The 23901-nt window shown below is 70.0% G+C and carries 19 protein-coding genes and 1 pseudogene; 11 read left to right on the forward strand and 9 right to left on the reverse strand.

Translation table 11 applies throughout. The annotated features are described in order from the left end of the window. Positions 1 to 62: 62 nt before the first annotated feature. Entirely contained in the window at positions 63 to 752 is a 690-nt protein-coding gene (locus LCL61_RS15025; protein WP_340687389.1) for a FadR/GntR family transcriptional regulator, read from the reverse strand. A 48-nt stretch (positions 753 to 800) separates the two neighbouring features. On the opposite strand from LCL61_RS15025, the gene LCL61_RS15030 reads away from it, so the two are divergent. Together LCL61_RS15030 and LCL61_RS15035 are read left to right on the forward strand one after the other, a co-directional pair. After that, a complete protein-coding gene (locus tag LCL61_RS15030) occupies positions 801 to 2048 on the forward strand; it encodes an MFS transporter (RefSeq protein WP_340687390.1) in 1248 nt (415 codons plus the stop codon). A gap of 93 nt (positions 2049 to 2141) precedes the next feature. Continuing rightward, a complete protein-coding gene (locus LCL61_RS15035) occupies positions 2142 to 2615 on the forward strand; it encodes a hypothetical protein (protein WP_340687391.1) in 474 nt (157 codons plus the stop codon). Between the two features lie 33 nt (positions 2616 to 2648). Here LCL61_RS15035 and LCL61_RS15040 read toward each other — a convergent pair whose 3' ends face one another. Beyond that, positions 2649 to 4043, reverse strand: coding sequence for a mycothione reductase (locus tag LCL61_RS15040; protein ID WP_340687392.1), 1395 nt, complete (start codon positions 4041 to 4043; stop codon positions 2649 to 2651). A 76-nt stretch (positions 4044 to 4119) separates the two neighbouring features. Further along, positions 4120 to 4650, reverse strand: a complete 531-nt coding sequence (locus LCL61_RS15045; protein WP_425342044.1) for a M15 family metallopeptidase — start codon at positions 4648 to 4650, stop codon at positions 4120 to 4122. 303 nt (positions 4651 to 4953) lie between these two features. On the opposite strand from LCL61_RS15045, the gene LCL61_RS15050 reads away from it, so the two are divergent. Further along, the gene (locus tag LCL61_RS15050; RefSeq protein WP_340687393.1) at positions 4954 to 5787 is read left to right on the forward strand and encodes a serine protease; all 834 of its coding nucleotides are present in this window, start codon (positions 4954 to 4956) and stop codon (positions 5785 to 5787) included. A gap of 33 nt (positions 5788 to 5820) precedes the next feature. Continuing rightward, positions 5821 to 6303: a GNAT family N-acetyltransferase gene (locus LCL61_RS15055; RefSeq protein WP_340687394.1), complete on the forward strand. Its 483-nt coding sequence runs from the start codon at positions 5821 to 5823 to the stop codon at positions 6301 to 6303. Here the strand turns inward: LCL61_RS15055 and LCL61_RS15060 are convergent. Then, complete coding sequence (locus LCL61_RS15060) at positions 6269 to 7456, reverse strand: 8-amino-7-oxononanoate synthase (RefSeq protein WP_340687395.1); 1188 nt, start codon at positions 7454 to 7456, stop codon at positions 6269 to 6271. The genes LCL61_RS15055 and LCL61_RS15060 overlap by 35 nt on opposite strands. Positions 7457 to 7659: 203 nt before the next feature. Then, entirely contained in the window at positions 7660 to 10485 is a 2826-nt protein-coding gene (locus tag LCL61_RS15065) for an ATP-binding protein (protein WP_340688588.1), read from the reverse strand. Positions 10486 to 10796: 311 nt separating this feature from the next. Between LCL61_RS15065 and LCL61_RS15070 the strand changes: the two genes are divergently transcribed. The 3 genes and pseudogenes from LCL61_RS15070 to LCL61_RS15080 all read left to right on the forward strand — a co-directional run. Further along, on the forward strand, positions 10797 to 11960 hold the full coding sequence (locus LCL61_RS15070) for a S8 family peptidase (RefSeq protein ID WP_340687396.1): 1164 nt from the start codon (positions 10797 to 10799) through the stop codon (positions 11958 to 11960). Then, positions 11960 to 13507, forward strand: a complete 1548-nt coding sequence (locus LCL61_RS15075; protein ID WP_340687397.1) for a S8 family serine peptidase — start codon at positions 11960 to 11962, stop codon at positions 13505 to 13507. Before LCL61_RS15070 ends, LCL61_RS15075 begins: the two co-directional genes overlap by 1 nt. 72 nt (positions 13508 to 13579) lie before the next feature. Further along, positions 13580 to 15094: pseudogene (locus tag LCL61_RS15080) on the forward strand (phytoene desaturase family protein); the annotation flags it as partial. A 130-nt stretch (positions 15095 to 15224) separates the two neighbouring features. On the opposite strand, the gene LCL61_RS15085 reads toward LCL61_RS15080, so the two are convergent. Next, positions 15225 to 16676 carry a trypsin-like serine protease gene (locus LCL61_RS15085; RefSeq protein WP_340687399.1) on the reverse strand — a complete coding sequence of 484 codons (1452 nt, stop codon included), beginning with the start codon at positions 16674 to 16676 and terminating at the stop codon, positions 15225 to 15227. 87 nt (positions 16677 to 16763) lie between these two features. After that, positions 16764 to 17519, reverse strand: coding sequence for a peroxide stress protein YaaA (yaaA, locus tag LCL61_RS15090; RefSeq protein ID WP_340687400.1), 756 nt, complete (start codon positions 17517 to 17519; stop codon positions 16764 to 16766). A 59-nt stretch (positions 17520 to 17578) separates the two neighbouring features. Here yaaA and LCL61_RS15095 point away from each other — a divergent pair, with 59 nt between their 5' ends. Then, on the forward strand, positions 17579 to 18547 hold the full coding sequence (locus tag LCL61_RS15095; protein ID WP_340687401.1) for a GNAT family N-acetyltransferase: 969 nt from the start codon (positions 17579 to 17581) through the stop codon (positions 18545 to 18547). Between the two features lie 73 nt (positions 18548 to 18620). Then, complete coding sequence (locus tag LCL61_RS15100; RefSeq protein ID WP_340687402.1) at positions 18621 to 19556, forward strand: aminoglycoside phosphotransferase; 936 nt, start codon at positions 18621 to 18623, stop codon at positions 19554 to 19556. A gap of 222 nt (positions 19557 to 19778) precedes the next feature. Here the strand turns inward: LCL61_RS15100 and LCL61_RS15105 are convergent, their stop codons facing one another. Both LCL61_RS15105 and LCL61_RS15110 read right to left on the reverse strand, forming a co-directional pair. Continuing rightward, entirely contained in the window at positions 19779 to 20693 is a 915-nt protein-coding gene (locus LCL61_RS15105; RefSeq protein ID WP_340687403.1) for a 2-hydroxyacid dehydrogenase, read from the reverse strand. Positions 20694 to 20721: 28 nt separating this feature from the next. Further along, the gene (locus LCL61_RS15110) at positions 20722 to 21078 is read right to left on the reverse strand and encodes a VOC family protein (protein WP_340687404.1); all 357 of its coding nucleotides are present in this window, start codon (positions 21076 to 21078) and stop codon (positions 20722 to 20724) included. Between the two features lie 126 nt (positions 21079 to 21204). Here LCL61_RS15110 and LCL61_RS15115 point away from each other — a divergent pair, with 126 nt between their 5' ends. Both LCL61_RS15115 and LCL61_RS15120 read left to right on the forward strand, forming a co-directional pair. Then, complete coding sequence (locus LCL61_RS15115; RefSeq protein ID WP_340687405.1) at positions 21205 to 22953, forward strand: proline--tRNA ligase; 1749 nt, start codon at positions 21205 to 21207, stop codon at positions 22951 to 22953. After that, positions 22953 to 23879 carry a hypothetical protein gene (locus LCL61_RS15120; protein ID WP_340687406.1) on the forward strand — a complete coding sequence of 309 codons (927 nt, stop codon included), beginning with the start codon at positions 22953 to 22955 and terminating at the stop codon, positions 23877 to 23879. Before LCL61_RS15115 ends, LCL61_RS15120 begins: the two co-directional genes overlap by 1 nt. The last annotated feature ends 22 nt before the right edge of the window (positions 23880 to 23901 follow it).

The following is a 23901-nucleotide window of genomic DNA, read 5'->3' on the forward strand; positions in this document are numbered from 1 at the left end:
GATGTCGGCATCCGATGCGGTGAAGGGCCCTTTCGTCTCGTCCTATGCGGGGAAAGTCCCCTTCAGCTCTCGTCCTGCTCCACGCGGGCCAAGAGCTCGTCCAGGAAACCGCACGCCTCGCTGGCGGCCCGGTCGGCGTCGCGGTCGGCGATGGCCTCGGCGAGGCCTTCGTGCCCTATCTCCGGCAGGTACTCGCGCCCCGGCGTCACGTTCGACGTGGCGGCCACGCTGGCCGTGATCACCTCGGTGAGCCCGCGGTACATCTCGGTCAGCAGCGTGTTATGTCCACTTTGGACGACGGCGAAGTGGAATTCCGCGTCGAGGCGGGCGAAATCCTCCCAATGGCCATCGCGCAGCTCGGCGTTGCGGCGTTCGAGCAGTGTCTTCAGCTCGGCGACCTCCTCGTCGGTCCGCGACGCGGCCGCGAGCCGGGCGCCTTCGACCTCGAGGATGCGCCGCACCTGCAGCACCTCGCGCAGTTCCGAACCGCACAACCGCCGGATGGCGCCCGAGACCTCGCTCGTCGCCCGCACGTAGGTCCCGTCGCCCTGCCGGACCTCGAGCAGCCCCGTGTGCGCGAGCGCGCGCACGGCCTCGCGGACGGTGTTACGCCCGACGCCGAGCTGTCCTGCCAGCTCCGGTTCGGTCGGAATCCGCTGACCGATGGGCCATTCTCCCTGCGTGACGGCGTCACGCAGCTGCTCGATGACCTGATCGACCAGGCCGGCACGGCGCGTGGTGGCCAATGGCACAGCGTTGTCCCTTCATCCAATCATCCTATGTATGTGATACTAGCCGACGTGCGTGTCGACTCCCGAGAACCCGTTTCCCCGTTCGACGAAAGTCTTGAACTCGAAGGCTCGATCGAAACGGAGTGGCGGCCGGGGGTGATCACCGGCGGCGTGCTGCTCGGTGTCGCGGTGATCCTGGTGGCGCTCAACCTGCGCCCGGCCATCACCAGTGTCGGCCCGATCCTCGGCGAGATGCGCGACGACCTCGGTGCCACGGCGACCTGGGCCGGTGTGCTCACCACGCTCCCCGGCCTCTGTTTCGCCGCCGCCGGTCTCGCCGCGCCCCTGCTGGCCCGCCGATTCGGCATCGGCGCGGCCATCGCTTCCGCGCTTTCGGTGCTGGCCGTCGGCCTGGTGCTGCGGGTGCTCGACGGACCGTACGTCGTGCTCGGGGGAACCCTGGTGGCCACGGCGGGAATCGCCCTGGCGAACGTACTGATCCCGGTCGTCATCAAGGACTCCTTCCCGGCACGTGTCGGCATGATGACCGGCGTGTACACCGCCGCTCTGCAGGGCGGGGGCGCCCTGGGGTCCGCGCTCACCCCTCCCTTGGAGAACGCGTTCGGCGGCTGGCGCCAAGGTCTCGGCGCCTGGTCGGTACTGGCGGTGCTCGCACTCCTCGTCTGGATTCTCGCAGCCCGCGGTGCGGGGCGTGCGCCCGTTGTCGAGGCAGGCAAGCAGGGTAGCGGGCGATCGCTCCTGCGTAGCCCCCTTGCGTGGATGGTCACGCTTTTCTTCGGAACTCAGGCCTTTTTGGCCTACGTCGTGATGGGCTGGCTGCCGGAAGTGATGATCGACGCGGGGGTGAGCAAGGGGGATTCCGGGCTGCTGCTCGGCCTGATCTCGCTCATCGCCGTCCCGATCAGTCTCGTGGTGGCGCCGATGGCCGCGCGGCACAAGAGCCAGAGCCCGTGGATCGTCGGACTGGGTGTTCCCGGCTTCGTCGGCATGGTCGGCATGATGGTCGCTCCGGCCGCCTCGCCGCTGCTCTGGTGCATCCTCATCGGGCTCGGGATGAGCGTCTTCTCGCTCGCGCTGACGGTGATCGCGCTGCGGGCGCGCACCGGCGAGGACACCGCGCGGCTGTCGGGGATGGCGCAGGGCATCGGTTACCTGATGGCCGCCGTCGGGCCGTTCCTCTTCGGGCTGCTTCACGATCTCACCCACGGCTGGACCGTTCCCTGGATCATGATGCTCGCCGTCTTCGCCGCGCAGATGACCTTCGGCGCCTTGGCCGGCCGCCGCCGCTTCGTCTGAACGCGTTCAAAAAACATCTTGACCCGGCTAGGGGCGGAGCCATAGCCTGATTGAGTTGAACCTGTTCAAAACTCGGTTCTGGGGGTCGGCGCGGTGGAGGGACTGGCGTACGGGGCGGCTCTGGCCTGTTTCGCCGCGGTGTGCGTCGCCGTGGCGCCGGAGCGGCCCGCGGCGGTGGCTTCGCCGCACGAGTTCTACCGCGCCGTGGACCGGGTGTGCGTGTGGGTATGGAAGGACAGCGGCGCGGATATCGAGCGCTACTGGCCGGATCCGAAGGGGGACGCCGCGACGGAACTGCGCAAGTGGCAGCACTACGTCGCGACGCGGGTGGACGACGCCAAGGACGTCCTCAAGGGGGCGACGGGGGTCCGCGCGGTGCCAGGAGGGGCGGCATCCGCGCGGGAGGAGTTCTTGGCGGCGATCCGCCGGTACGTCGAGGCGGGCGAGCGGTTCTCGGAGGACGGGGCCCGCTCGGCCGTCTTGATGGGCGCCTCGGACGCCGAGATGAACGCGGTGAGCGCGCTCGCGGCGCGGAACGGCGCCCGCGCCTGCGATCGCGTCGTCTGAGAGCGCGTTTAGAGGACTAAATGCGGCGAAGGGTCAGTCCAGCGGAAGGTTCAGCAGCGCGTTCTCGACCAGTTCCGGCATCGCCGGGTGGATCCAGTACTGCCCGCGCGCCATGCTCTTCGCGTCCAGCCCGAAGCTCATCGCCTGGATCAGCGGCTGGATCACCGAGGACGCCTGCGGGCCGATGATGTGCGCACCCAGCAGCTGCCCGGTGGCCGGGTCGGCGAGCAGCTTCGCGAAGCCGGTGGTGTCCTCCATCGCCCAGCCGTACGCGATGCCCGCGTAGTCCTGGTGCGACGTCACGTACGAAACGCCACGCTCGCGCGCCTCGCGTTCGGTCAGCCCGACCGAAGCGACCTGCGGCGAGGTGAACACCGCGTGCGGGACGAACCGGTGGTCGGCCTCGATCCGCTCGTCCGGGTGCAGCAGGTTGTGCTGCACGACGCGCTGCTCGTGGTTCGCGACGTGCTTCAGCTCGAAGACCGACGAGATGTCGCCGAGCGCGTAGATCCCGTCGACCACGGTCTGCTGGTACTCGTCGACCACGACGTGCCCGCGCTCGCCCGTGGTCACGCCGGTGGCGGCGACGTCGAGGAGGTCGGAGTTCGGCGTGCGGCCGGTGGCGACCAGGAGCACGTCGGCCTCGACAGTCTCGGCGCCTTCCGGGCCTTCGAGGTCCAGAGCGACGCCCGACGCGGTCTTGCGCGCGCGGACGGTCTTCCGGTCGAGCCGGACGTCGAACCGCTGCGACGCCAGTTCGGTGAACCGGGCGCTGACGTCGTCGTCCTCGGAGCGCAGCAGCGCGCCGGACCGGTTGACCACGGTCACGTTCACCCCGAACGAGGCGAAGACGTGCGCGAACTCGGCCGCGATGTACCCGCCGCCCAGAATCACGATGCTCGACGGCAGCTCGGCGAGCCGCATCACCGTGTCGGAGGTGTGGTAGCCGGTTTCGGCGAGACCGGGGACGTCCGGGATCACCGGGCGCCCGCCCGCGGCCAGCACGAACTTGTCGGCGGTGATCGTCTCGGCAGGGCGGCCGTCGGAGTAGGAGACCCGCAGCTCCTTGTGCCCGGTGAAGCGGCCTTCGCCCTCGTACACGGTGACGTTCTTGTTGTCCTCGTGCTGGACGCGGTATTCGCGACCGCCGGCGGCGATCGGATCGATCCGGCCGAAGATCCGGTCGCGCACGTCGCGCCAGCGGACCCCGGTCAGCTCCTCGTCGACGCCGAACTTCGACGACGTGGCGGGCGTGGCCGCGACGTTGGCGGCGTGCACGAACATCTTCGTCGGGATGCAGCCCACGTTCAGGCAGGTCCCACCGAACGTGCCCTTCTCCACGATCGCCGTGTTCCAGTCCGCGAAGCGCGGGTCGAGGATCGAGTTGCCCGATCCGGTACCGACGATGACCAGGTCGTAGTGGGGCACGCTGTCTTCCTTTGCGGCGGGGGAGCGGGTGGTTCCGACTCTAGCCAACTTGTCACGGCGTGCGGTTGTTCCCGGTTCAGCGCCCGTCGGCGCTGAAGTGCATCCGGTCCGTCGGCGTCGTCCAGGTGCCGCCCCAGGTCCAGCCGATCGCGGAGAAGGCGGCCACGGTCCGGTCGCCGGCGGTGATCATCCCCGGCCGCCGGTTTCCCCGGTCGAGGTACGCCGACGCCAGCTCGGGCAGCACGAGGTCGCCCTTGGTGTACGGGTTGCAGAAGGGGTCGACGTCGATCGCGAGCCCGTAGGCGTGCGCGGACCAGTTCGTCTGGCCGCGCGCCGCGGCGAACAACTGCCCGAATACGGTGATTTCCCCCGTATGCGCACGGCCGTCGAAACCCCAGAACGAGAGCGTGAGATAGCTCAGTTCGCCTGCCGAGACGGGGCAGTCCGCCTGCCAGCTGCTGCGCGCGAGCACGTCGGCGGGAACGGGATTCACCGTGCCCGAGAACCGGTTTCCGGCGGGCGGCGGAAGCAGGTCGGTGGTCGGCAGGGAACGGTTCGCCAGCACAGGAGGAGTCGGGAGGATCTGCCCGAAACCGTCACCGCGCAAGGGAAGCGGCTTCGCGCCGACCTGCCAGGCAGGTGCGGCCGATGTGGACGGTGCGGGTGCCGAGGCAGGCGGGGCGGGACCGGAACACGAGAAGAGCAGAAGGGCCGTAGCCGCCAGAACCGTCGCCGTAGCCCGCGCGGGTCCAGGGTGACAGATGCGTTCGGTGAGCACAGGTCCACCCGTTTCAGTGACACCACATCGGGCTTTCTCCGATTAGGGTATTCGCGATCGCTCGTGTACGCGCTGGAGTCGAATGACTTCCCAGGGTTTGACCGTACGTACGCCCCGGTGAAGGGACAGAACATGCCCAAGAAGTCACGTCGCACGCTGCTGCTCGCGGTCGGAGCGGTGCTCGCGACGGCCGTGATGGTGCCGGTCGCGGTCAACAGCGCGTCGGCGGACGACAGCTCGATGAGCGGCCCGGAACAGGCTGCCCAGCCGAGGATCGTCGGCGGCGGCAAGGCTTCGGTCTCGCAGTACCCGTACGCGGTGTATCTGGCCGATCGCGGCGGCAACCAGTACTGCGGCGCGGTGATCGTCAGTTCCACCACGGTCGCGACGGCGGCGCACTGCGCGGTCGCGGTCAAACGCGCCGATGTCCGCGTGGTGGCGGGGCGGGACAACAAGCGCTCCCGGGACGGCGTGGAACTGCGGGTTTCGCGGATCTGGGTCAGCCCCGACTACAGCGGCGATCCCGGCAAGGGTGACGACATCGCGGTGATGACGGTCAGCGGCCAGCTGCCGTACCGGCCCGCGAAGGTCGCGGACAACGGCGACGCCGACCTGTACAGCGAAGGCACCAAGGCGACCGTCCTCGGCTGGGGCCGGGTCGCCGAGGGCGGCGCGCGATCGGACTACCTGCGCAGCGCGGTCGTCCCGGTCGTCAGCGACAAGACCTGCCGCACCGCGTACTCGGGCTACGACCCGAGCGACATGGTGTGCGCCGGCTACCCCGAAGGCGGCGTCGACGCCTGCCAGGGCGATTCGGGCGGACCGCTCATGGTGGGCGACACGCTGATCGGGATCGTTTCGTTCGGTGAAGGCTGCGCGAAGGCGGGCAAACCCGGCGTTTACACCCGTGTCTCCCACTTCGCGGACGAGATCTCCCAGCAGAAGAACCGGGGCCTGATCGGCTGATCGATGCCTTCTTCACGTCCGATGTGCTAACAAGTGGGCGTGAGCACCGACACCCCGATCATCGAGACCACGTCGTTCCCGCTGTCCGTCGCCGGTGACGAGATCACCGCCGCGCAGCTGCACGGCATCCTCCGCCTGCGCGTGGACGTGTTCGTCGTCGAGCAGGACTGCGCCTATCACGAGATCGACGGGCGTGACCTCCTGCCCGGCACCCGGCATCTCTGGATCGGGGGTTCCGTCGCCGTCGACTCGTACCTGCGGGTGCTGCAGGACGCCGGCGGCACCTTCCGCATCGGCAGGGTGTGCACGGCCGTCCGCTCACGCGGCAAAGGCCTGGCGGGACGGCTGATGGAGACCGCGCTCGCGGGCATCGGGGACGCGCCGTGCGTCCTCGACGCGCAGACGTACGCGACGGATTTCTACGCCAAGTACGGCTTCGTGGTCGAAGGCGAAGAGTTCATGGAGGACGGGATCCCGCACCTCACGATGTGGCGCCGAGAGGCGCCGCGGCCGTGATCACCCCGACCGCGCGGTCCACGTCGGCCTCGGTGAGGTCGGCCCGCGCGGTCAGGCGCAGGCGGGAGATGCCGTCGGGCACGGACGGCGGGCGGAAGCAGCCGACCCGCACACCCTGATCGGCGCACGCGGCCGCCCACGCGACGGCCGATTCCGGTGACGGCGCCTGCACCGAGATCACCGCGGCGTCCGGGAGACTGACTCGGAAACCCGCCGACTTCAGCCGCATCGCGAGGTTTCCGGCGGCTTCGGTCACCTTGGTGGCCAGCTCGGGCTCGGCCTTCAACGCGCTGAGCGCGGCCAGCGCGGCGGCGGCACTGGCGGGCGCGAGGCCGGTGTCGAAGATGAAACTGCGCGCGGTATCCACGAGATGCTTGATCACCCGACGCGGCCCGAGCACCGCACCGCCTTGCGCCCCAAGGGATTTCGACAGGGTGATCGTGGTGACGACGTCCGGCGCGCCGGAGAGTCCCGCCGCGTGGACGGCGCCGCGGCCGCCCTCGCCGAGGACGCCGAAGCCGTGCGCGTCGTCGACCAGCAGTGAGGCGCCGTGCTCCCGGCAGACACCGGCGAGCTGCTCCAGCGGGGCGATGTCGCCGTCGACGGAGAACACGGAATCGGTGACGACGAGCGCGCGCGGTTTGCGGCGGGTCGCGAGCGCGTGCTTGAAGGCGCTCGGGTCGCTGTGCGCGACGGCGGCGATGTCCGAGCGGGACAGGCGGCAGCCCTCGATCAGCGACGCATGGATGTACTTGTCCGTGACGATCGCGGAATCCGCGCCGGACAGGGCCGTGACGGCGCCGAGGTTCGCGGTGAAGCCGGACGAGAAGACCAGCGCGGCCTGTGTGCCGCAGAAGCGGGCGAGCTCGTGCTCGAGTTCGGCGTGGACCTCTGTGGTGCCGGAGACGAGCCGGGAACCTGTCGCCCCGGCGCCCCAGCGCAACGCGGCCGCCGCGGCGGCACCGGCGACACGCTTGTCCCTGGCGAGCCCGAGGTAGTCGTTACCCGCGAGATCCAGCTCCGGTTCCTGCGCCTGCCGGATGCGCAGCTTGCGCACCAGCCCGGCCTCGGCCCGCTTCTCCGCCTCCACGTCGAGCCAGTCGAAGACCTGGTCGGGCGGGAGGTTCTGGGAAGCGGGGCCGGAAGAAGTCACGTCCCGCAGTCTCCCATCCGGGCCAGGGCGGCCGGTGTAGTGGTCCCTGCTGCGGATGCGATGAAGGGGCCTTTCATCGCGAAATCTGCGATGAAAGGCCCCTTCATTGCGGGCTAGGGCCGGANTTCGGCACCATCGGGTTCTAACCCGAATCGCCACTCACGACCACCCGCACCGAAGCCTCACCGCCACGCCCGAAGCCCCTATGCCGACCGCAGTCCCGCCAGCTCGCTCCGCGACCGCACCTTCAGCTTCCGCAGGACACTGGCGACGTGCTGTTCCACCGTGCGCCGGGACAGGAACAGCACCTCGGCGATCTCCCGGTTCGTATGCCCGGCGGCCAGCAGGCGGGCGACGTCGCGCTCGCGGGGGGACAGCTCGTCACCGTACCCACGGCGGCCGCGCCGCGACGGGGCCACCGCGCCGGTGGACCGGAAGGCGTGGCGGCAGCGCGCGGCGTCGCGGGTGGCGCCGAGGTGGTCGAAGGTCTCCGCGAGCGCCGCGAAGGTTTCGGCGACGTCCTCGTCGCGGGCCAGACGGCAGCGCGCGGCGCGTTCGGCGATCAGGGCCGCGTGATACGGCGCGGGGAGGGCCTCGAACCGGGTCCGAGCCTGCTCGAAGGCCTCGATCGCCTCCGTGTGCTCGCCCCGGGACGCCGCGATCAGGCCGCGGTTCGCGGCCAGCGCCGCCCGGGTCGACGGCGCGTCGAGATCGCCGATCTCGCGTTCGAACTCGTCGGTCAGCGCGTGCGCTTCGGCGTCCCGTCCGGTGGCGCAGTACGCGTCGACGGAGGCCATCAGCAGATCGGCGCCCCAGGCCCAGACACCCTTGGCGCGCAGGAGTTCCAGTCCCTTGTCGGCCTGCGCGACGGCGGCCTCGCCGAGATCCTGCGCGAGCAGCATGCCCGCCATCCCGGCGTGCGCGGCGATCGCGACCGGCGTGAACGCGTTCTCCGGCTGGTCCGCCGCGGTGCCGGCGAACCGGGCGGCGGCCTCGTCCCATTCGCCGCGCGCGGCGGCGAGCAGGCCGAGGACCAGGCACAGTTCGCTGGTCACCGGCAGGAGGTCGCGGTACTCGTCGATCAGCGCGCGGGCCCGTTCGGCGAGGCCGTCCCAGTTCCCGGTGAGCCAGTCGGTGTGGACGGCCGTCGCGCGGGCGGTGCTGACGACGTACGGCGCCCCGCAGTCGGCGGCCAGCTGCATCCCGCTGTGCAACAGGCTTCTGGCCCGCCGATGATGGCCCGTCCAGGCGCACGCGTCGGCGCTGTTGCAGTGCAGCCGCGCCAGATGCCGCTGTTCGTCGGCGGAACCGACGCTGGTGGGCGCCCGGTCCAGCATGTCCCAGCCGCGGGCGTCCCCGATGTGCAGCCGCGACGCCGCGTTGTTGGCCAGCAGGATGATCTTCAGCCGCCGGTCGGTGGCCCGCTCGATGAGCCCGTCCACCCGGTCCATCCAGCGCCGGTGCTCCCGCAGCGGGGTCGCGCCGACCCACGGCTGCGCGAGGACGCCCATCCCGCGTCCGGCCAGGTCGGGCCGGTCGGCGAGGTCGTTGACGGCGATCTCGATCTCGGTCCTCGCGGCCTCCAGCCCGCCTGCCTGGCGCACCAGCAGGAGCCCGAGCCCCAGCCGGACCTCGCCGCTCAGGCGTCCGGACAGCCTGCCGTCGGTGAGCAACCGCTCCAGCGCCGGGACGACCTCGGTCTGCGCGAGGCCGTTGCACGCCACCGAACTGAACTTGACCGCCAGCCTGTCCACATCGGACGGTTGCAGTCCCGGTTCGTCGAGCAGGGTACGGAGCAGATCCGTCGCGGTCGCGAGATCACCGACCGCGGACGCCTGGTCCGCGGCCGCTTCGCCGTATTTCAGGGCGCCGGCCCGGTCACCCGCCTTGCGGCAATGCTCGGCCAGCCGTACCAGGGATTGCGGGAGGCGGTCGCGCAGCAGCCGCGCGGCCCGCCGGTGCAGTTCCTGGCGATCGGGGCCGGGGATGGTGCGGTACGCGGCCCGCTGGGCGAACGCGTGCCGGAAGCCGTAGGTACCTTCACCGGTTTCCACCAGGACGTTGCGTTCGAGCGCGAGGACGAGCGCGCGGCGGGCACGCTCGGGGGTGAGCGCGGCCGCCGCGGTCAGCAGGTCCGAAGTGGACGGTGTGGCGAGGACCGCGGCGGCTTCGGCGATCCGCCGGGCGGCCGGTGGCAGCGCGACGAGGTGTTCGACCGTCGCTTCCCGCAGCAGCGCCGGGACTTCGACCGTGTCGAGCAGATGCCGTGCGGTCGCGCCGTCGGCGTGCACCGCTCCCTCGACGCCGCCGATCGCGTGCACGATCTCCTCGACCACGAACGGGATCCCCGCGGTCCGCTCGTGCAGCCGCGCGGCGAACTCGGCGGACACGTTCGCTCCGCCGAGCAGCGCCGAAACCAGCGCCTGGACGCCGTCGCGGTCCAACGGCCGGAGTGTGACGAGCGCGTGCGCGGTGCCGGGCACCGGCCGATAGGCGCTGCCGAGCGGGATACCGCCGGGCGTCTCTTCGCGCCGGTACGTGAGCAGGAGGGTCAGGCCCGCGGGCGGGTCGGTCATCAGGAACCGCAGCAGGCGGCGGGATCCGTCGTCCGCCCACTGGAGGTCTTCGACGAGGAGGACGTGCGGGCCCAGCGAGCCGAGCAGTTCCCGGACGGCGCGGAAGAGCCGGTGCCGTTCGGCCCTCGGATCTCCGAGCCGGGGCGGCGGCTCCGGCAGGAAGGCCGCGAGTTCCGGCAGATAGGGCGCGAGGACGCCGGTCACGGGGTTGAGGTCGCGTGCCGGGTGGATGTCCTTCAGCGCGTCGAAGACCACGCCGTACGGGAAGGGCTCGCGCAGCGGCTGGCAGGTTCCGGTGAGGACCGGCCGTCCGGCCAGTTCGGGGCAGGCCAGCAGTTCGGCGGCGAGCCGAGTCTTGCCCACCCCCGCTTCGCCTTCGAGCATGATCACCGACGGCGAGCGCATCGCGCCGTCGAGGAGTTCGCGTAGTTCCGCCTCACGGCCGACGAGCACGGGCGAGCTCGTCGTGCGTCGGCAGCCACCGATCACCATTGCCGGGTCACCCCCGCTTCACGAACCACACCGTTCGAGTGAACGCAGCTTAAGCGCCTGCTTAGTGATCACGGAACCCACTCGGACCGTCACAGAACTTTCGTAGGGCAGGGGGAGTTCGCCTATTAGATACGTAGTCCTACGGACTGTTGCCTCGCTTGTTCGCGCAGGTCCCGCCACCCGAAAGTGATTCATGCGTGACGGCACGTCACGGCACCGGCGTGGATCCCCGCCGGTGCGAACCACCTGTTCGAGTGAACGGAGCTCAGGAAATGCGTGGAGAACTTCGACGTCACCGGATCGCGGGTGCGGTGCTCGCCGGGGCCTGTGCGGCGGCCACCGTGGCCTTCGCCGGACCGGCCGCGGCCGCCGAGGGGCAGATCCGCGGCGCCGGTGTGCCGGGAGCCGTCACGGACGGGTACATCGTCTCGCTCAAGAGCGGCGACGCCGGCCTCGCGGCCAAGTACGGCGGCCAGGTGAAGGCGACCTACACCGCCGCGCTCAACGGTTTCTCGGTGAAGATGACCGAGGCGCAGGCGAAACGGCTCGCCGCCGACCCGAACGTCGACTTCGTCCAGCAGGACGCGGTCGCGCATATGACCGGCACCCAGACCAACCCGACCTGGGGCCTGGACCGGATCGACCAGAAGAACCTGCCGCTGGACAAGAAGTACACCTACCCGAACACCGGATCCGGGGCGACCGTCTACGTCCTCGACACCGGTGTCGACTACCGCCAGACCGAATTCGGCGGCCGCGCGACCAGCGGGTACGACTTCATCGACAACGACAGCGACGCCCGCGACTGCCAGGGCCACGGCACGCACGTCGCCGGTACCGTCGGCAGCGCCACCTACGGCGTCGCCAAGGGCGCCAAGATCGTCTCGGTCCGCGTGCTGAACTGCCAGGGCAGCGGCCAGTACTCGCAGATCATCAGCGGGATCGACTGGGTCGTGAAGAACGCCAAGGGCCCGTCGGTGCTCACGATGAGCCTCGGTGGCCCGGCCGACTCCGGTGTCGACGCCGCCGTGCGCCGCGCCGTTTCCGCGGGTATCACCAACACGGTGGCCTCCGGCAATTCCAACACGGACGCCTGCTCCACCAGTCCGGCCCGCGTCCGCGAGGCCATCACCGTCAACGCCACCCAGAGCGACGACCGCCGGTCCTCGTTCTCGAACTACGGCAGCTGCACCGACATCTTCGCGCCGGGCACCAGCATCACGTCGCTGCGCAACGGTGGCGGCACCCAGCAGATGAGCGGTACCTCGATGGCGACGCCGCATGTCGCCGGCGCGGCCGCGATCTACCTGACCTCGAACCCGTCGGCCACTCCCGCCGCCGTCGCCTCCGGTCTCGCCAACGCCGCCACCAACGGTGTCGTGACGAGCCCGGGCTCCGGTTCGACCAACAAGCTGCTGAACGTGGCGGGACTCTGATGCGGCGCGGCGTGCGGGCCGGTGTGGTGGCCGTCGCGGCCACCGCGCTGGCCGCGCTCGCCGCGGGCAACGCCCTCGCCGCGGAGGCGGAAGGCGTTGTCGTGCAGGCGAAGCAGCACTACGGAGATCAGTACATCGTGGAGCTCCACGATGTCGGCACCATGGCGGTCGAGCAGTCCTCGGCCGCGCTGACCGGCCGCTACGGCGGCGAGGTCCGGTCGGCGTACAAGAACGTGCTCCGCGGGTTCTCGGTCAAGGGCATGTCCGAGAGACAGGCCCGGCGGCTCGCGGCCGACCCGGCGGTCAAGGCGGTCTATCAGGACGGGACCGCGCGTGCCGTCGGCACGCAGACCAACCCGACCTGGGGCCTCGACCGGGTCGACCAGAAGAACCTGCCGCTGGACAAGAGCTTCACGTACCCGAACACGGGCGAGGGCGTCACCGCGTACGACCTCGACACCGGGATCAATCCGGAGAACCCGGAGTACGAGGGGCGCGCGTCCATCGGCAAGGACTTCGTGGGCGGCAACGGAAAGGACTGCAACGGGCACGGCAGTCACACCGCGGGCACCATTGGCAGCAAGACCTACGGCGTGGCCAAGAAGGTCAAGCTGGTCGGGCTGAAGGTGCTGGGCAACGACTGTTCGGGCAACGGCCCGGACTCCGCCATCGTCGACGCGGCCGAATGGATCACCGCGAACGGCACCAAACCGGCGGTGGCGAACCTGAGCCTGCGGATGGACCAGGTCGGGCTCGGCGACGACGTCATCAAGAAGTCCATCGCGGCGGGCTTCGTCTACGTGGTGGCGGCGGGCAACGAGAACCAGAACGCCTGCAACGTCAGCCCCGCCCGCATCCCCGAGGCGATCACGGTCGGCGCCTCGGACAGCAGCGACAACAAGTCCTCGTTCTCCAACCACAGTTCGTGCGTGGACATCTTCGCCCCTGGCAGCAACATCACGTCGCTGTCCACGTCCAACGGTGGCTCGGCGAACATGAGCGGGACGTCGATGGCCACCCCGCACGTGGCCGGGGCGGCGGCGCTGTACCTCGCCGCGAATTCCGGTGCCACCGCGCAGCAGACGCGGGACGCGCTGGTGAACAACGCCTCCGACGGCGTGCTCAAGGGACTGCCGTCCGGCACGGTCAACAAGCTGCTGAACGTGTCGTTCATCGGCGGCGGTGGCCCCACGCCGACGTGCGGGGCCAAATCCAACACGACACCGGTGTCCATTCCGGACGCGGGTGACGCGGTGACCAGTTCGGTGACGCAGGAAGGCTGCGAGGGCAAGGCGTCGGCGACGCTGCCCGTCAAGGTCGACATCGCGCACACCTACACCGGTGACCTGGCGATAGACCTGATCGGGCCGAGCGGCGCGGTGTTCGGCCTCAAGCAGGCGGGAGGGATCGGCGAGGCGGGCGGCGTGCACACGTCCTACACGGTGAACGCCTCGTCCGAACCGGCGAACGGGACCTGGAAGCTGCGGGTCCGTGACGTCTACCGGTTCGACAGCGGGACGATCGAAGGCTTCTCCATCACCTTCTGAGTCCTTGCGAACGGCGGTGCGCCGCGGTCACGATGACCGCGGCGCACTGTCGTTTTCGCTGGGAGGCTTTGCATGGAGTCCTACGACGCCGTGATCGTCGGTGGCGGGCACAACGGCCTGGTGGCGGCGGCCTACCTGGCCAGGGCCGGCCGCTCGGTGCTGGTGCTGGAACGGCGCGACGAGGTCGGCGGGGCGGCGGTGTCGTTCCGGGCCTTTCCCGGCGTCGACGTGCGGCTGTCGCGGTACTCGTACCTGGTGAGCCTCTTGCCACGCAAGATCATCGCGGATCTCGGACTGGGCCTCGATCTCCGGCGGCGACGGATGTCGTCGTACACGCCCGTCGGCGACGGTGGTCTCCTTGTCGACACGGGCGACGACGGCCGGACGACGGCGTCGTTCTCCGCGCTCACCGGGTCCACAAAGGACTTCGAGGCGTGGCGGCGGTTCTACGCGATGACGGCCCAGGCCGCGGAACGGACGTTCCCCACCCTGACCGAACCGCTGGTGTCCAGGGAGGAACTGCGTTCGGGCATCGAGCCGGAGGCGTGGGACGCGCTGTTCGAACGGCCGATCTCGGAAACGCTCACCGGGATGTTCGGCGACGACACCGTCCGCGGCGTCGTCCTGACCGACGCGCTGATCGGCACTTTCGCCGGAGCCGGTGACTTCCGGCAGAACCTTTGCCTGCTCTACCACGTGATCGGGAACCAGACCGGCGACTGGGACGTGCCGGTGGGCGGGATGGGCGCGGTGACCGGGGCGCTCGCGTCGGCCGCGCGGACGGCCGGGGCGCGGCTGGTGACCGGGGCCGAGGTGCTGTCCGTCGATCCCGGCGGGTCGGTGCGTTACAGGCTCGGCGACGACGAATACGCCGTGCGCGGCGGGCACGTGCTGTCGAACGTCGCGCCGGCGACACTCGCGCGATTGCTGGGGGAGGAGCCGCCGGAGGCGCCGGAAGGCGCACAGCTCAAGGTGAACATGGTGCTGTCACGGTTGCCGAGGCTGCGCGATGCGAGTGTCGATCCGCGGGAGGCCTTCGGCGGGACGTTCCACGTCAACGAGGGCTACGAACAGTTGGCGACGGCCTACGCGGAGGCCGCGGCGGGCCGGATCCCGTCGCTGCCACCGTGCGAGATCTACTGTCACTCGCTGACCGACCCGTCGATCCTCGGCCCGGCCGAACAGGCGGCCGGGGTGCAGACGCTGACGTTGTTCGGCCTGCACATGCCCGCGCGGCTGTTCGAGGGGCGAAACGACACCGCGCGAGAGGAGGCGTTGCGTGCGACCTTGTCCTCTTTGGACAGTGTGCTGGCCGAGCCGATCGAGGACTGTGTGCTGCGTTCGCCGGACGGCGGGTCGTGCGTCGAGGCGAAGACGCCGCTGGACCTCGAAGCCGAGCTGGGGCTGCCCGCAGGACACATCTTCCATCGCGATCTGTCGTGGCCTTACGCGGCGGATGCCGCTCAGGTGGGTCGCTGGGGCGTCGAGACCGCGCACGAGCGGGTGCTGCTCTGCGGTGCGGGTGCCGTTCGGGGCGGCGGTGTCTCCGGTATCCCCGGGCACAATGCCGCGATGGCGGTGCTGGCAAGCGCGCCGCCGCCGGTCATCACCGCGAAGCCCGCGTTCGCGAGNGAAGATCAGCGCCTTCAGCTCGCCGACCCAGAGGTCCGGCAGCTGGGCCAGCGCGGAGAAGCTCGGGGCCTTCACGCGCATTCGCTTATTGGACCGTGAGGGTGTAGGTCGCCGTGGCGGTCTTGCCCGCCGAGTCCGTCGCGGTGACGGTCACCGGGTACGTGCCGCGCTGGAACGGCGCGACCACCTGCATGGTCGAACTGCCGCCACTCGAGATCGTCTTCGGGCTGAAGAACGGCGCGAACGGCAGACCCTGCCCGGACGCCGACAACGTGATCGCGCCCGTGCCGCCGGTGGCGGAAACCGTGACGTTGCTGAAGAAGCCGGGCTGCGAGGTCCCGCTGGTGGGGCTCAGGCCCACCTTGAGTTCGCCGGGTTGGGGCGCGCCGTCGCCGACGGTCAGCGTCAGGTTCGTGGTCGCGGTGTCGATGGTGCCCTTGCCCGAGATCGTGACCGCGTAGTCCTTTTCGGCCGTACCGGCGGGAACCTCGATGCTCACCTTCGCCGACTCACCCGACGTGATGGACGAGGGCTGGAACGTCGCCGTCGCGCCATCGGGAAGTCCCGAAGCACTGAGATCGACCTTCTCCGCGCCGTTCTTGCCGGGCTTGCTGGTCACCGTGGCCGAAACGTACTTGCCGGGCTCGACCTTGAGCGCCGACGGCGTCACCCCGAGCGAGAACGTCTCCGGGTTCTGCGGCTCGCCGATCTGCTGCTTGACCCAGTCGCCCATTTCGTTGTTGAGCCTGCCGTACACGCTGTACCACTTGAAATCGCTGCGGCTCCAGGACGCCACACCGACGACCTTGCCGTCCACGATCAGCGGCCCGCCGCTGTCGCCGGGCAGGATCGTGACGCGGCCGTCGCTGTAGCCGCTGCAGATCATCGTGGCGTCTTTGAAGCCCGCGCCGACGCCGTTGCAGTTGCTGCCCTGGACGATCGGCAGCGTGAACTTGTGCAGTTCGACGTTGCGGGTGTCGTCGTTGTGGTCCTTCTTGCCGTAACCGAGTCCCAGCCCGGACTTGCCCGGCTGGTTCAGGTCCGTGTCGGCCGACGTCGCGACCTTCGCGTACTGGCCGCCGGGCACCGGGATGTCGGCGTCCGTGGTGACCACCGCGACGTCGTAACCCTGGTCGAAGTTGACGTACTTCGGGTGCTTCTCGTAGCTGACGACGCCGATCCGCGTCCCGCCACCGGCGTTGAGGTCGTCCAGCCCGTAAAGGAAGGACTTCTCGCCCGCCGCGTCCTTGCAGTGCGCGGCGATCAGGATCTTGCGCGGCGCGACGACCGATCCGGTGCATGTCTGGCCCTGCGGCCGTGTCCCGCCTTCGCGCAGGCCCGCGATGATGAACGGGTAGTCCCGGACCGAGGCGGGGGTGCCGCCGATGGAGTTCGTGTGCAGTCCACCGGGGACGACCGCTTGATCCGTCGGGGTGACGGCGGGCAGGTTCGCGGCGGCCGCCGGAGCGGGCAGGAGGACCGAGAGGCAGCCGAGGGTGGCGGTGGCGATCCCCAGTAGCAGTTGTCTTCTGTTCACGGTGGTTCCTTTCCAGGTGGCTGGAAATCACTTTCCGCATCCGCGCCTGGCGGAACAACCGAGGAAGGAGCCCGTAGGGGTACGGAACTAATGCGCCCCGTCGCCGGTGAGCAGTTCGATACTGTGGTCCCCGGTGCGCTCGACGTCGAGGCCCGCCTTCGTCAGGACCCGCATCAGCTGCTCCACAGTGGACGGTTCGCCGCGCGACTTCACCAGCTCCGCGGCCAGTCGCCCCTTGTACGCCTTGTTGAAGTGGCTCACCGTGGTCCGGTTGCCCTTCGCGTCCTCGGTCACGACGCGCACGGTCACCGCGTCCGGGCGGAGCTTCGCCAGCGCCGAGTAGGTCCCGGAGCGCAGGTCGACGACGAGCCCTTCGACACCTTGGAGCGCCGGTTCGAGGACTGGCTTCCACACGCTGCGGACCGTGCCGAGTGACGGCAACGCGTTGCCACCCGAAAGCCGGTACGCGGGGATCGGGTCGGTCGCCGCGACCACCCCGAACAGCGCCGAAGCGACGGCGAGGCGCTTCTCGGCCTTCGCCAGCGTCGCCCTGGTGAACGACTTCACGTCGAGCGCGTCGTAGAGGACCCCGGTGTAGCGGCGCAACGCGGGCATCGTGGGCGAGGTCCACAGCTCGGCGTTGCGGGCGACCTCCTCGGCCTGCCGCGGCGTGATGCCGAGCGCGGCGACACTGGCCGGGACGTCGACGGCCAGTTCGGTCAGCGCGTCGGCCAGCTTCGCCCGGGTCGGGTTCAACTCCGGGAACGACAACGCGTCGAGGTCCAGCGGCGCGCCGGTGCCGCCGGCGGCCTTGGTCTCGGAAGGGGGCAGGAGCACGAGCACCACGGAAGCGTAACTAAATGGAGTGCGTCACCCCGAGGCGCGGGCTTAGCCTCGTCCGCATGAGCCTGACCTGGCGCCCGCTGACCATGGACGACATGCCGCGACTGGCCGAGACCTTCGCCGAGGCGGAGCGTGCCGAGCCGATCGAGGAGCACTACAGCGCGGAGGATCTCGCCGAAGAGATCGGTACGCCGACCGTCGACCTGCCGACGGCGTCCACCAGTGCCTGGGATGGCGACACCCTGGTCGCCTACGGTCTGCTCCGGAAACGTGACGCGGCGGACCCGGTGCACATGATGCGGGTCGAGACCCTCGTCCACCCCGCGTACCGCGACGCCGCGATCGCCGCGCGCCTCACCGGCTGGTTCGAGGAGGCGGGCAAGAAGCTCCACGCGACGTCCCACCCGGACGTGCCGCTGGAACTGCACGCCGCGGCCAACACCAAACAGCGCTGGCTCTCCGAGGTACTCGTGGACGCCGGGTACGAGCACGCCCGGTGGTTCGTCGACATGCGGGCGGACCTCGGCTCGATCCCGCCGGTCAAACCGCTGCCCGAAGAGTTCCCGCTCGTCGCGTACGAGCAGAAGTACGAGGCCCTCACGCTGCGGTCCCGTAACGAGACCTTCGCGAACCACTGGGGGAGCACGGAGCAGTCCCCGGAAGCGTGGCGGCATCTGATCGTCGGCGCGAAGGACTTCCAGCCGGACCTGTCGTTCCTGCTGCTGAGCCCGGAGAGGGACCGGGTGGTCGCGATGGTGCTGAGCGCCCACTTCGCCTCCGATACGGCCGCCACCGGCGTGAAGGATCTGTACGTCAGCCACGTCGCGACCGACGCGAGCCTTCGCGGGCGCGGGATCGCGGGCGCACTGCTCGGGCACACGCTCACCCAGGCCAAGGCCAAGGGCTTCCAGCGGGCTTCGCTCAACGTCGACCAGGACAACACTCATCGTGCCCTCGGTGTCTACGAGCGTGTCGGGTTCAGCGAGTTCCAACGCTGGGCCGGGTACGTGAAGCCCGTTCCGACCTGACCGGTTGTCACCCGAAAGGGCGGATTTCGGTACAGTCGATCTTCTCGGAGAGATCGCTGGGGGTGGTAGGGCGTTGCCGGTTTCCGCACGCCTCGGCTGGCATGATCTGCCGTCGGCGACGCGTGACGCCGTGGAGCGTGAGCTCGGGTCGGTGGTCCGTCGCTCGTTGTGGCAGACCCCGGAGTTCGACGGCGGTGTCGCCGCGCGGCTCGAACTCGACCGCGGTCATCACTGGGTCTTCCTGAAGGCGATCCCGGCGGACAGCCCGCGCGCGGGCGGTTACCGGACGGAGGCCGCGATCGCGCGACGGCTTCCCCCGGAGGCGCCCACGCCGAAGCTTCTGTCCTTTGTGGATGGTGAGTGGCTGGTGCTGGCGTTCGCCGACTTCGACGGCACCAGGCCGAACCTGCGCCCCGGATCGCCGGACCTCTCCGCGGTGCTGGCCACCTTCGGCGCGCTCGGGCGCACGCTCACGCCGTGCCCGCTGCCCGACGTCCCGGACGCCCTCGACGATCTCGGCCCGCTCCTGCGCGGCTGGCACGAACTGGCGAAGGAACCGCCGGACGACCTCGACGGCTGGGCCGTCCGCAACCTCGACCGGCTCGTCCAGCTGGAGACGTCCTGGCATCCCTGGTCGGCAGGGGACACGTTGCTGCACAACGACATCCAGCCCGAATACCTGGTGCGGACCGGGCCGGGCAGGGTGCTGGTCACCAACTGGCGCTACCCGGCGCGGGGCGCGGGCTGGCTCGATCTGGTCGCGCTCGTCCCGTACCTGCTCGACGCCGGGCACGAGCCCGCCGACGTCGACCGTCTGCTCCGGCGGCGCCCCGTGCTGGCCGGTGTCCCGGTCTGGGCGGTCACCGCGTTCGGTGTCGCCCTGGCCGGGCACGCCGAACGAGCTTCCCGGCTACCGGAACCGCCCGCGACGACGGGTGTCCGCGCGGCGCAGCGCCGTCTCGCGGCGGCCATGCGGGGCTGGCTCGCTTACCGGACGCACTGGCAGTAGCGCCTCGGTTCGTGAGCGGTTGGTGCCGGTGGCCGTGAGTGGCGATTCGGATCAGAACCCGAATCGCCACTCACGACCACCCGGACCGGCCACGCTGCGGTGCCCGTAGCGCTGACCTGGCCACAAGGCTTGTGGAGGGCCTGTGCTTCACGTGCGTGGGGTACGCGGGGGCAGCACCTCTGGTCGGTCGGACGCGGCGGCTCGTGAGTGGCTAGGACGGTTCTAACCGTCCTTACCGTTCACGAGGTTCAGCGGCTCCTCGCCGGCGGCGTACCGGCGCAACTGCTCGGCGACCAGCCGCTTCGCGCGCGGGTAGAACGACGCCGACCCGCCCGCGATATGCGGCGTGATGATCACTCCCGGCGCGGTCCACAGTGGATGCCCGGCGGGCAGCGGTTCCGGATCGACGACGTCCATCGCAGCACGCAGCCGCCCGGAGATGGCCTCGGCCGTGAGCGCCGCGGTGTCGATCGCCGAGCCCCGCCCGACGTTCACCACCAGGGCGTCGTCCGGCAGCGCGGCGAGTTCCGCGGCACCGAACAGGCCCATGGTCGCGGGCGTTTCGGGCAGGATCAGGACCACGATGTCGGCGGACGGCAGCAGTTCCGGCAGTTCGGCCACACCGTGCACGCGTTCCGCGGGCCGGGCCGTGCTCGCCACCCTGGTCACGATCGCTTCGGCGGCGACCAGTTGCCGCTCGATGGCCTGGCCGATCGAGCCGTGGCCGACCAGCAGCACCCGGCTGTCGGCCAGCGAACGCGTGTGCTCGCGCTCCCACGACGCCGTCGCCTGCTGCGCGAACCAGCGTGGCAGATCCCGCTGCGACGCGTGGATCAGCGCCAGCGCGTGTTCGGCCACGCTGAGGTCGTGCAGGCCGCGGCCGTTGGCCAGCCGTACCCCCGCCGGCACCAGCGGGATCAGCTTCTCGACCCCGGCCGACAACGACTGCACGAGCTTCAGCGACGGAAGCCGGGAGAGCAGCTTCATCGGCTCGGCACCGGCGTCGTACGGCAGCACGTAGACCTCGACGTCATCGAGGCCCTCGTCCGGCAGCGGACCCCTGCCATCGTAGAGCCGCGCGCTCAGGCCCTCGGGCAGCTCGATGTCGGACCAGGGCAGGATGGCTCGCTCCGTCATGCCGCCATTCTGACCGTCGCGACCGGCGTCACCCTCCGTGGGCCGCGACGCAGAACTCGTTGCCGACGGGATCGGCCAGCACCGTCCAGGCGAAGCCCGGCATCTCGTGTCTGTCCAGCTTCTTCGCGCCCAGCCCGACCAGACGTTCCACCTCCTTCTCCATGTCTTCGGTACCGAAGTCCATGTGGACCCGGTTCTTGCCCGCCCGCTCCTCCGGCACGCGCTGGAAGGCGAACACCGGCCCGTTCTCCTTCTTGGCGTGCAGGATCAGGAACTCGCCGTCGTGGTCCTGATCCACCTCGACCCCGAGCGCCTTCGTCCAGAACTCCGCGAGCCCGCGCGGATCCGCGCAGTCGATCGTGATCATGCCCAGTTCGATACCCATTGCGGCACGTTAGCGGCGCCCACCGACAAAACCGGGCGCCCGCGATAACCGGTTGAACCGTCCCCGGGCGGGGTGACTACGCTGCGCAGAACGTCTCAGCACGTAATTCCAGCGAGGAGCCCAGAAGTGATCACCAGGATGTCGTCGTTGTTCCTTCGCACCCTGCGTGAGGATCCGGCGGACGCCGAGGTACCGAGCCACCGGCTCCTGGTACGCGCCGGCTACGTCCGCCGGGTGGCCCCGGGCGGCTACTCCTGGCTGCCGCTGGGCCTGCGGGTGCTGCGCCGTATCGAGAACGTCGTCCGCGAAGAGATGAACGCCATCGGCGCGCAGGAGATCCAGTTCCCCGCGCTGCTGCCGAAGGAGCCTTACGAGGCCACCGGCCGTTGGACCGAGTACGGCGACGCGTTGTTCCGCCTCAAGGACCGCAAGGGCGCCGACTACCTCCTCGGCCCGACGCACGAAGAGCTCTTCGCGCTCACGGTGAAGGGTGAATACAGCTCGTACAAGGATTACCCGGTCGTCCTGTACCAAATCCAGACGAAGTACCGCGACGAGGCACGCCCCCGCGCCGGCATCCTGCGCGGCCGCGAGTTCGTCATGAAGGACTCCTACTCCTTCGACCTCGACGACGAGGGCTTGACCAAGTCGTACGAGCTGCACCGCCAGGCGTACACGAAGCTGTTCGACCGCCTCGGCATCGAGTACGTCGTCGTGAAGGCGACCTCCGGCGCGATGGGCGGCTCGGCCTCCGAAGAGTTCCTCGCCGTCGCCGAGACGGGCGAGGACACCTACGTCCGCAGCACCGAATCGGGGTACGCGGCCAACGTCGAAGCGGTCACCACGCCCGCTCCCGAGGCGAAGCCGATCGAGGGCTTGCCCGAGGCGAAGGTCCACCACACGCCGGACACCCCGACCATCGAGTCGCTGGTCACGTTCCTCAACAACGCCGACCTCGGCCGCACCTTCACCGCCGCGGACACGCTCAAGAACGTCCTGGTGAAGACCCGCCAGCCGGGCGCGAAGGAGTGGGAGCTGCTGGCCATCGGCCTCCCCGGCGACCGCGAGGTCGACACGAAGCGGCTCGAAGCGTCGCTCGAGCCCGCCGAGTTCGAGCTGCTCGAAGAGGCCGACTTCGCCAAGAACCCCTTCCTCGTCAAGGGCTACATCGGCCCGAAGGCGCTGAAGGACAACGGCGTCCGCTACCTGCTCGACCCGCGCGTCGTCGACGGCACCTCTTGGGTCACCGGCGCCGACGAACGCGACCACCACGTGGTCGACCTGGTCGCGGGCCGCGACTTCACCGGTGACGGCACCATCGAGGCCGCCGAGGTCCGCGAGGGCGACGCGTCGCCCGACGGCAAGGGCACCCTGGTCGCCGCGCGCGGTATCGAGATCGGGCACATCTTCCAGCTGGGCCGCAAGTACGCGGACGCGTTCGAACTCGACGCGCTGGGCCCGGACTCCAAGCCCATCCGCATCACCATGGGTTCGTACGGCGTCGGCGTCTCGCGGCTGGTCGGCGTGCTCGCCGAGCAGAACCACGACGACCTCGGCATCGTCTGGCCGCGCGAGGTCTCGCCGTTCGACGTGCACGTCGTCATCGCGGGCAAGGACGAAACGGTCGCCGCGGGCGCGGAGAAGCTCGCCGCCGAACTGGACGCCGCCGGTATCGAGGTCGTCCTCGACGACCGCAAGGCCACCCCCGGCGTGAAGTTCGCGGACGCCGAACTCGTCGGTGTGCCGACGATCCTCGTCGTCGGGCGCGGCCTGGCGAACGGCGTCGTCGAGGTCAAGGACCGCCGCACCGGCGACCGCGAGGAGATCGCCGTCGACGCCGTCGTGGAGCACCTGGTCAAGCTCGTCCGTTCCTAATGTTCGGCAAGAAGCGCCGGGATTCCCCAGGCTACGAGGACAACGCGGCGCTGGACGGGTTCGGGGGCTATCAGCCCTCGGACTCGTCCGGCTACACGCCCGCTCCCGAGACCCCGGCTCCTGAACCGGAGCCGGAGAAGCCCGCGAAGCGGCCGATGTCGCGGAGCGGGCGAAGGGCCATGTACGGCTTCTTCGCGACGCTCGGCGTCATCACGGTCGCCGCCCTCGCGAACAACAGCGACAGGTCCTCGGACAGCAGCGCGCCGACCACCCGGGCCCCGGTCGTCTACACGCCTTCGCCTCGGGTCGTCGCGCCGCCGGTGACCGAAGGCTGGCAGTCGGTGGCCGGGAAGGACGGCGTCTACGCCTACGACGTCCCGCCGAACTGGACGCCGAAACCCGGCACGATCCACGGCTGGGAGAAGGGCACCCAGGTCCCGGGCATCACCATGGTCGCCAGCGCCTTCGTCGGCGAGGGTTACTGCCCGCAAGAGAAGCGAAGCAGGATCGGCGGCGCCGGCGTGGCCAACATCAAGCTCGCCGATCCAGCCGCCGCGGCGAAGAAGGCGGTCGACGATCTCGCCGTCAGCGCCTACAACCCGGAGAACGGTCCGCTGACCGCCAAGATCACCCCTGAACCGCCCCAGACGACCGAGTTCACCCTCGGTACCGGCAAGAAAGTCCCCGCGAGCATCGTCCTCGCGGAGGTCGTCACCCCGCCGGGACCGTGTGGCGCCCAGCGCGCCCTGGTCGGCGTGATCGCGCCGGAACTGGGCGACGCCTCGGCGGCCCTGGCAGTCTATTCGGGCCAGGACGCGCCGGGCGGTGCGGACCGCGAGCTGATCCTGAAGATCCTCAAGACCTATCGGGGTGTCCCGGAGGCCGACCGCAAGACCATCACGCCGCCGCCTTCGACCCTGCGCTGAGGCCGACGAACCCGCGCCGGCC

This window comes from Amycolatopsis coloradensis, from assembly GCF_037997115.1.
Lineage (GTDB): Bacteria > Actinomycetota > Actinomycetes > Mycobacteriales > Pseudonocardiaceae > Amycolatopsis > Amycolatopsis coloradensis_A.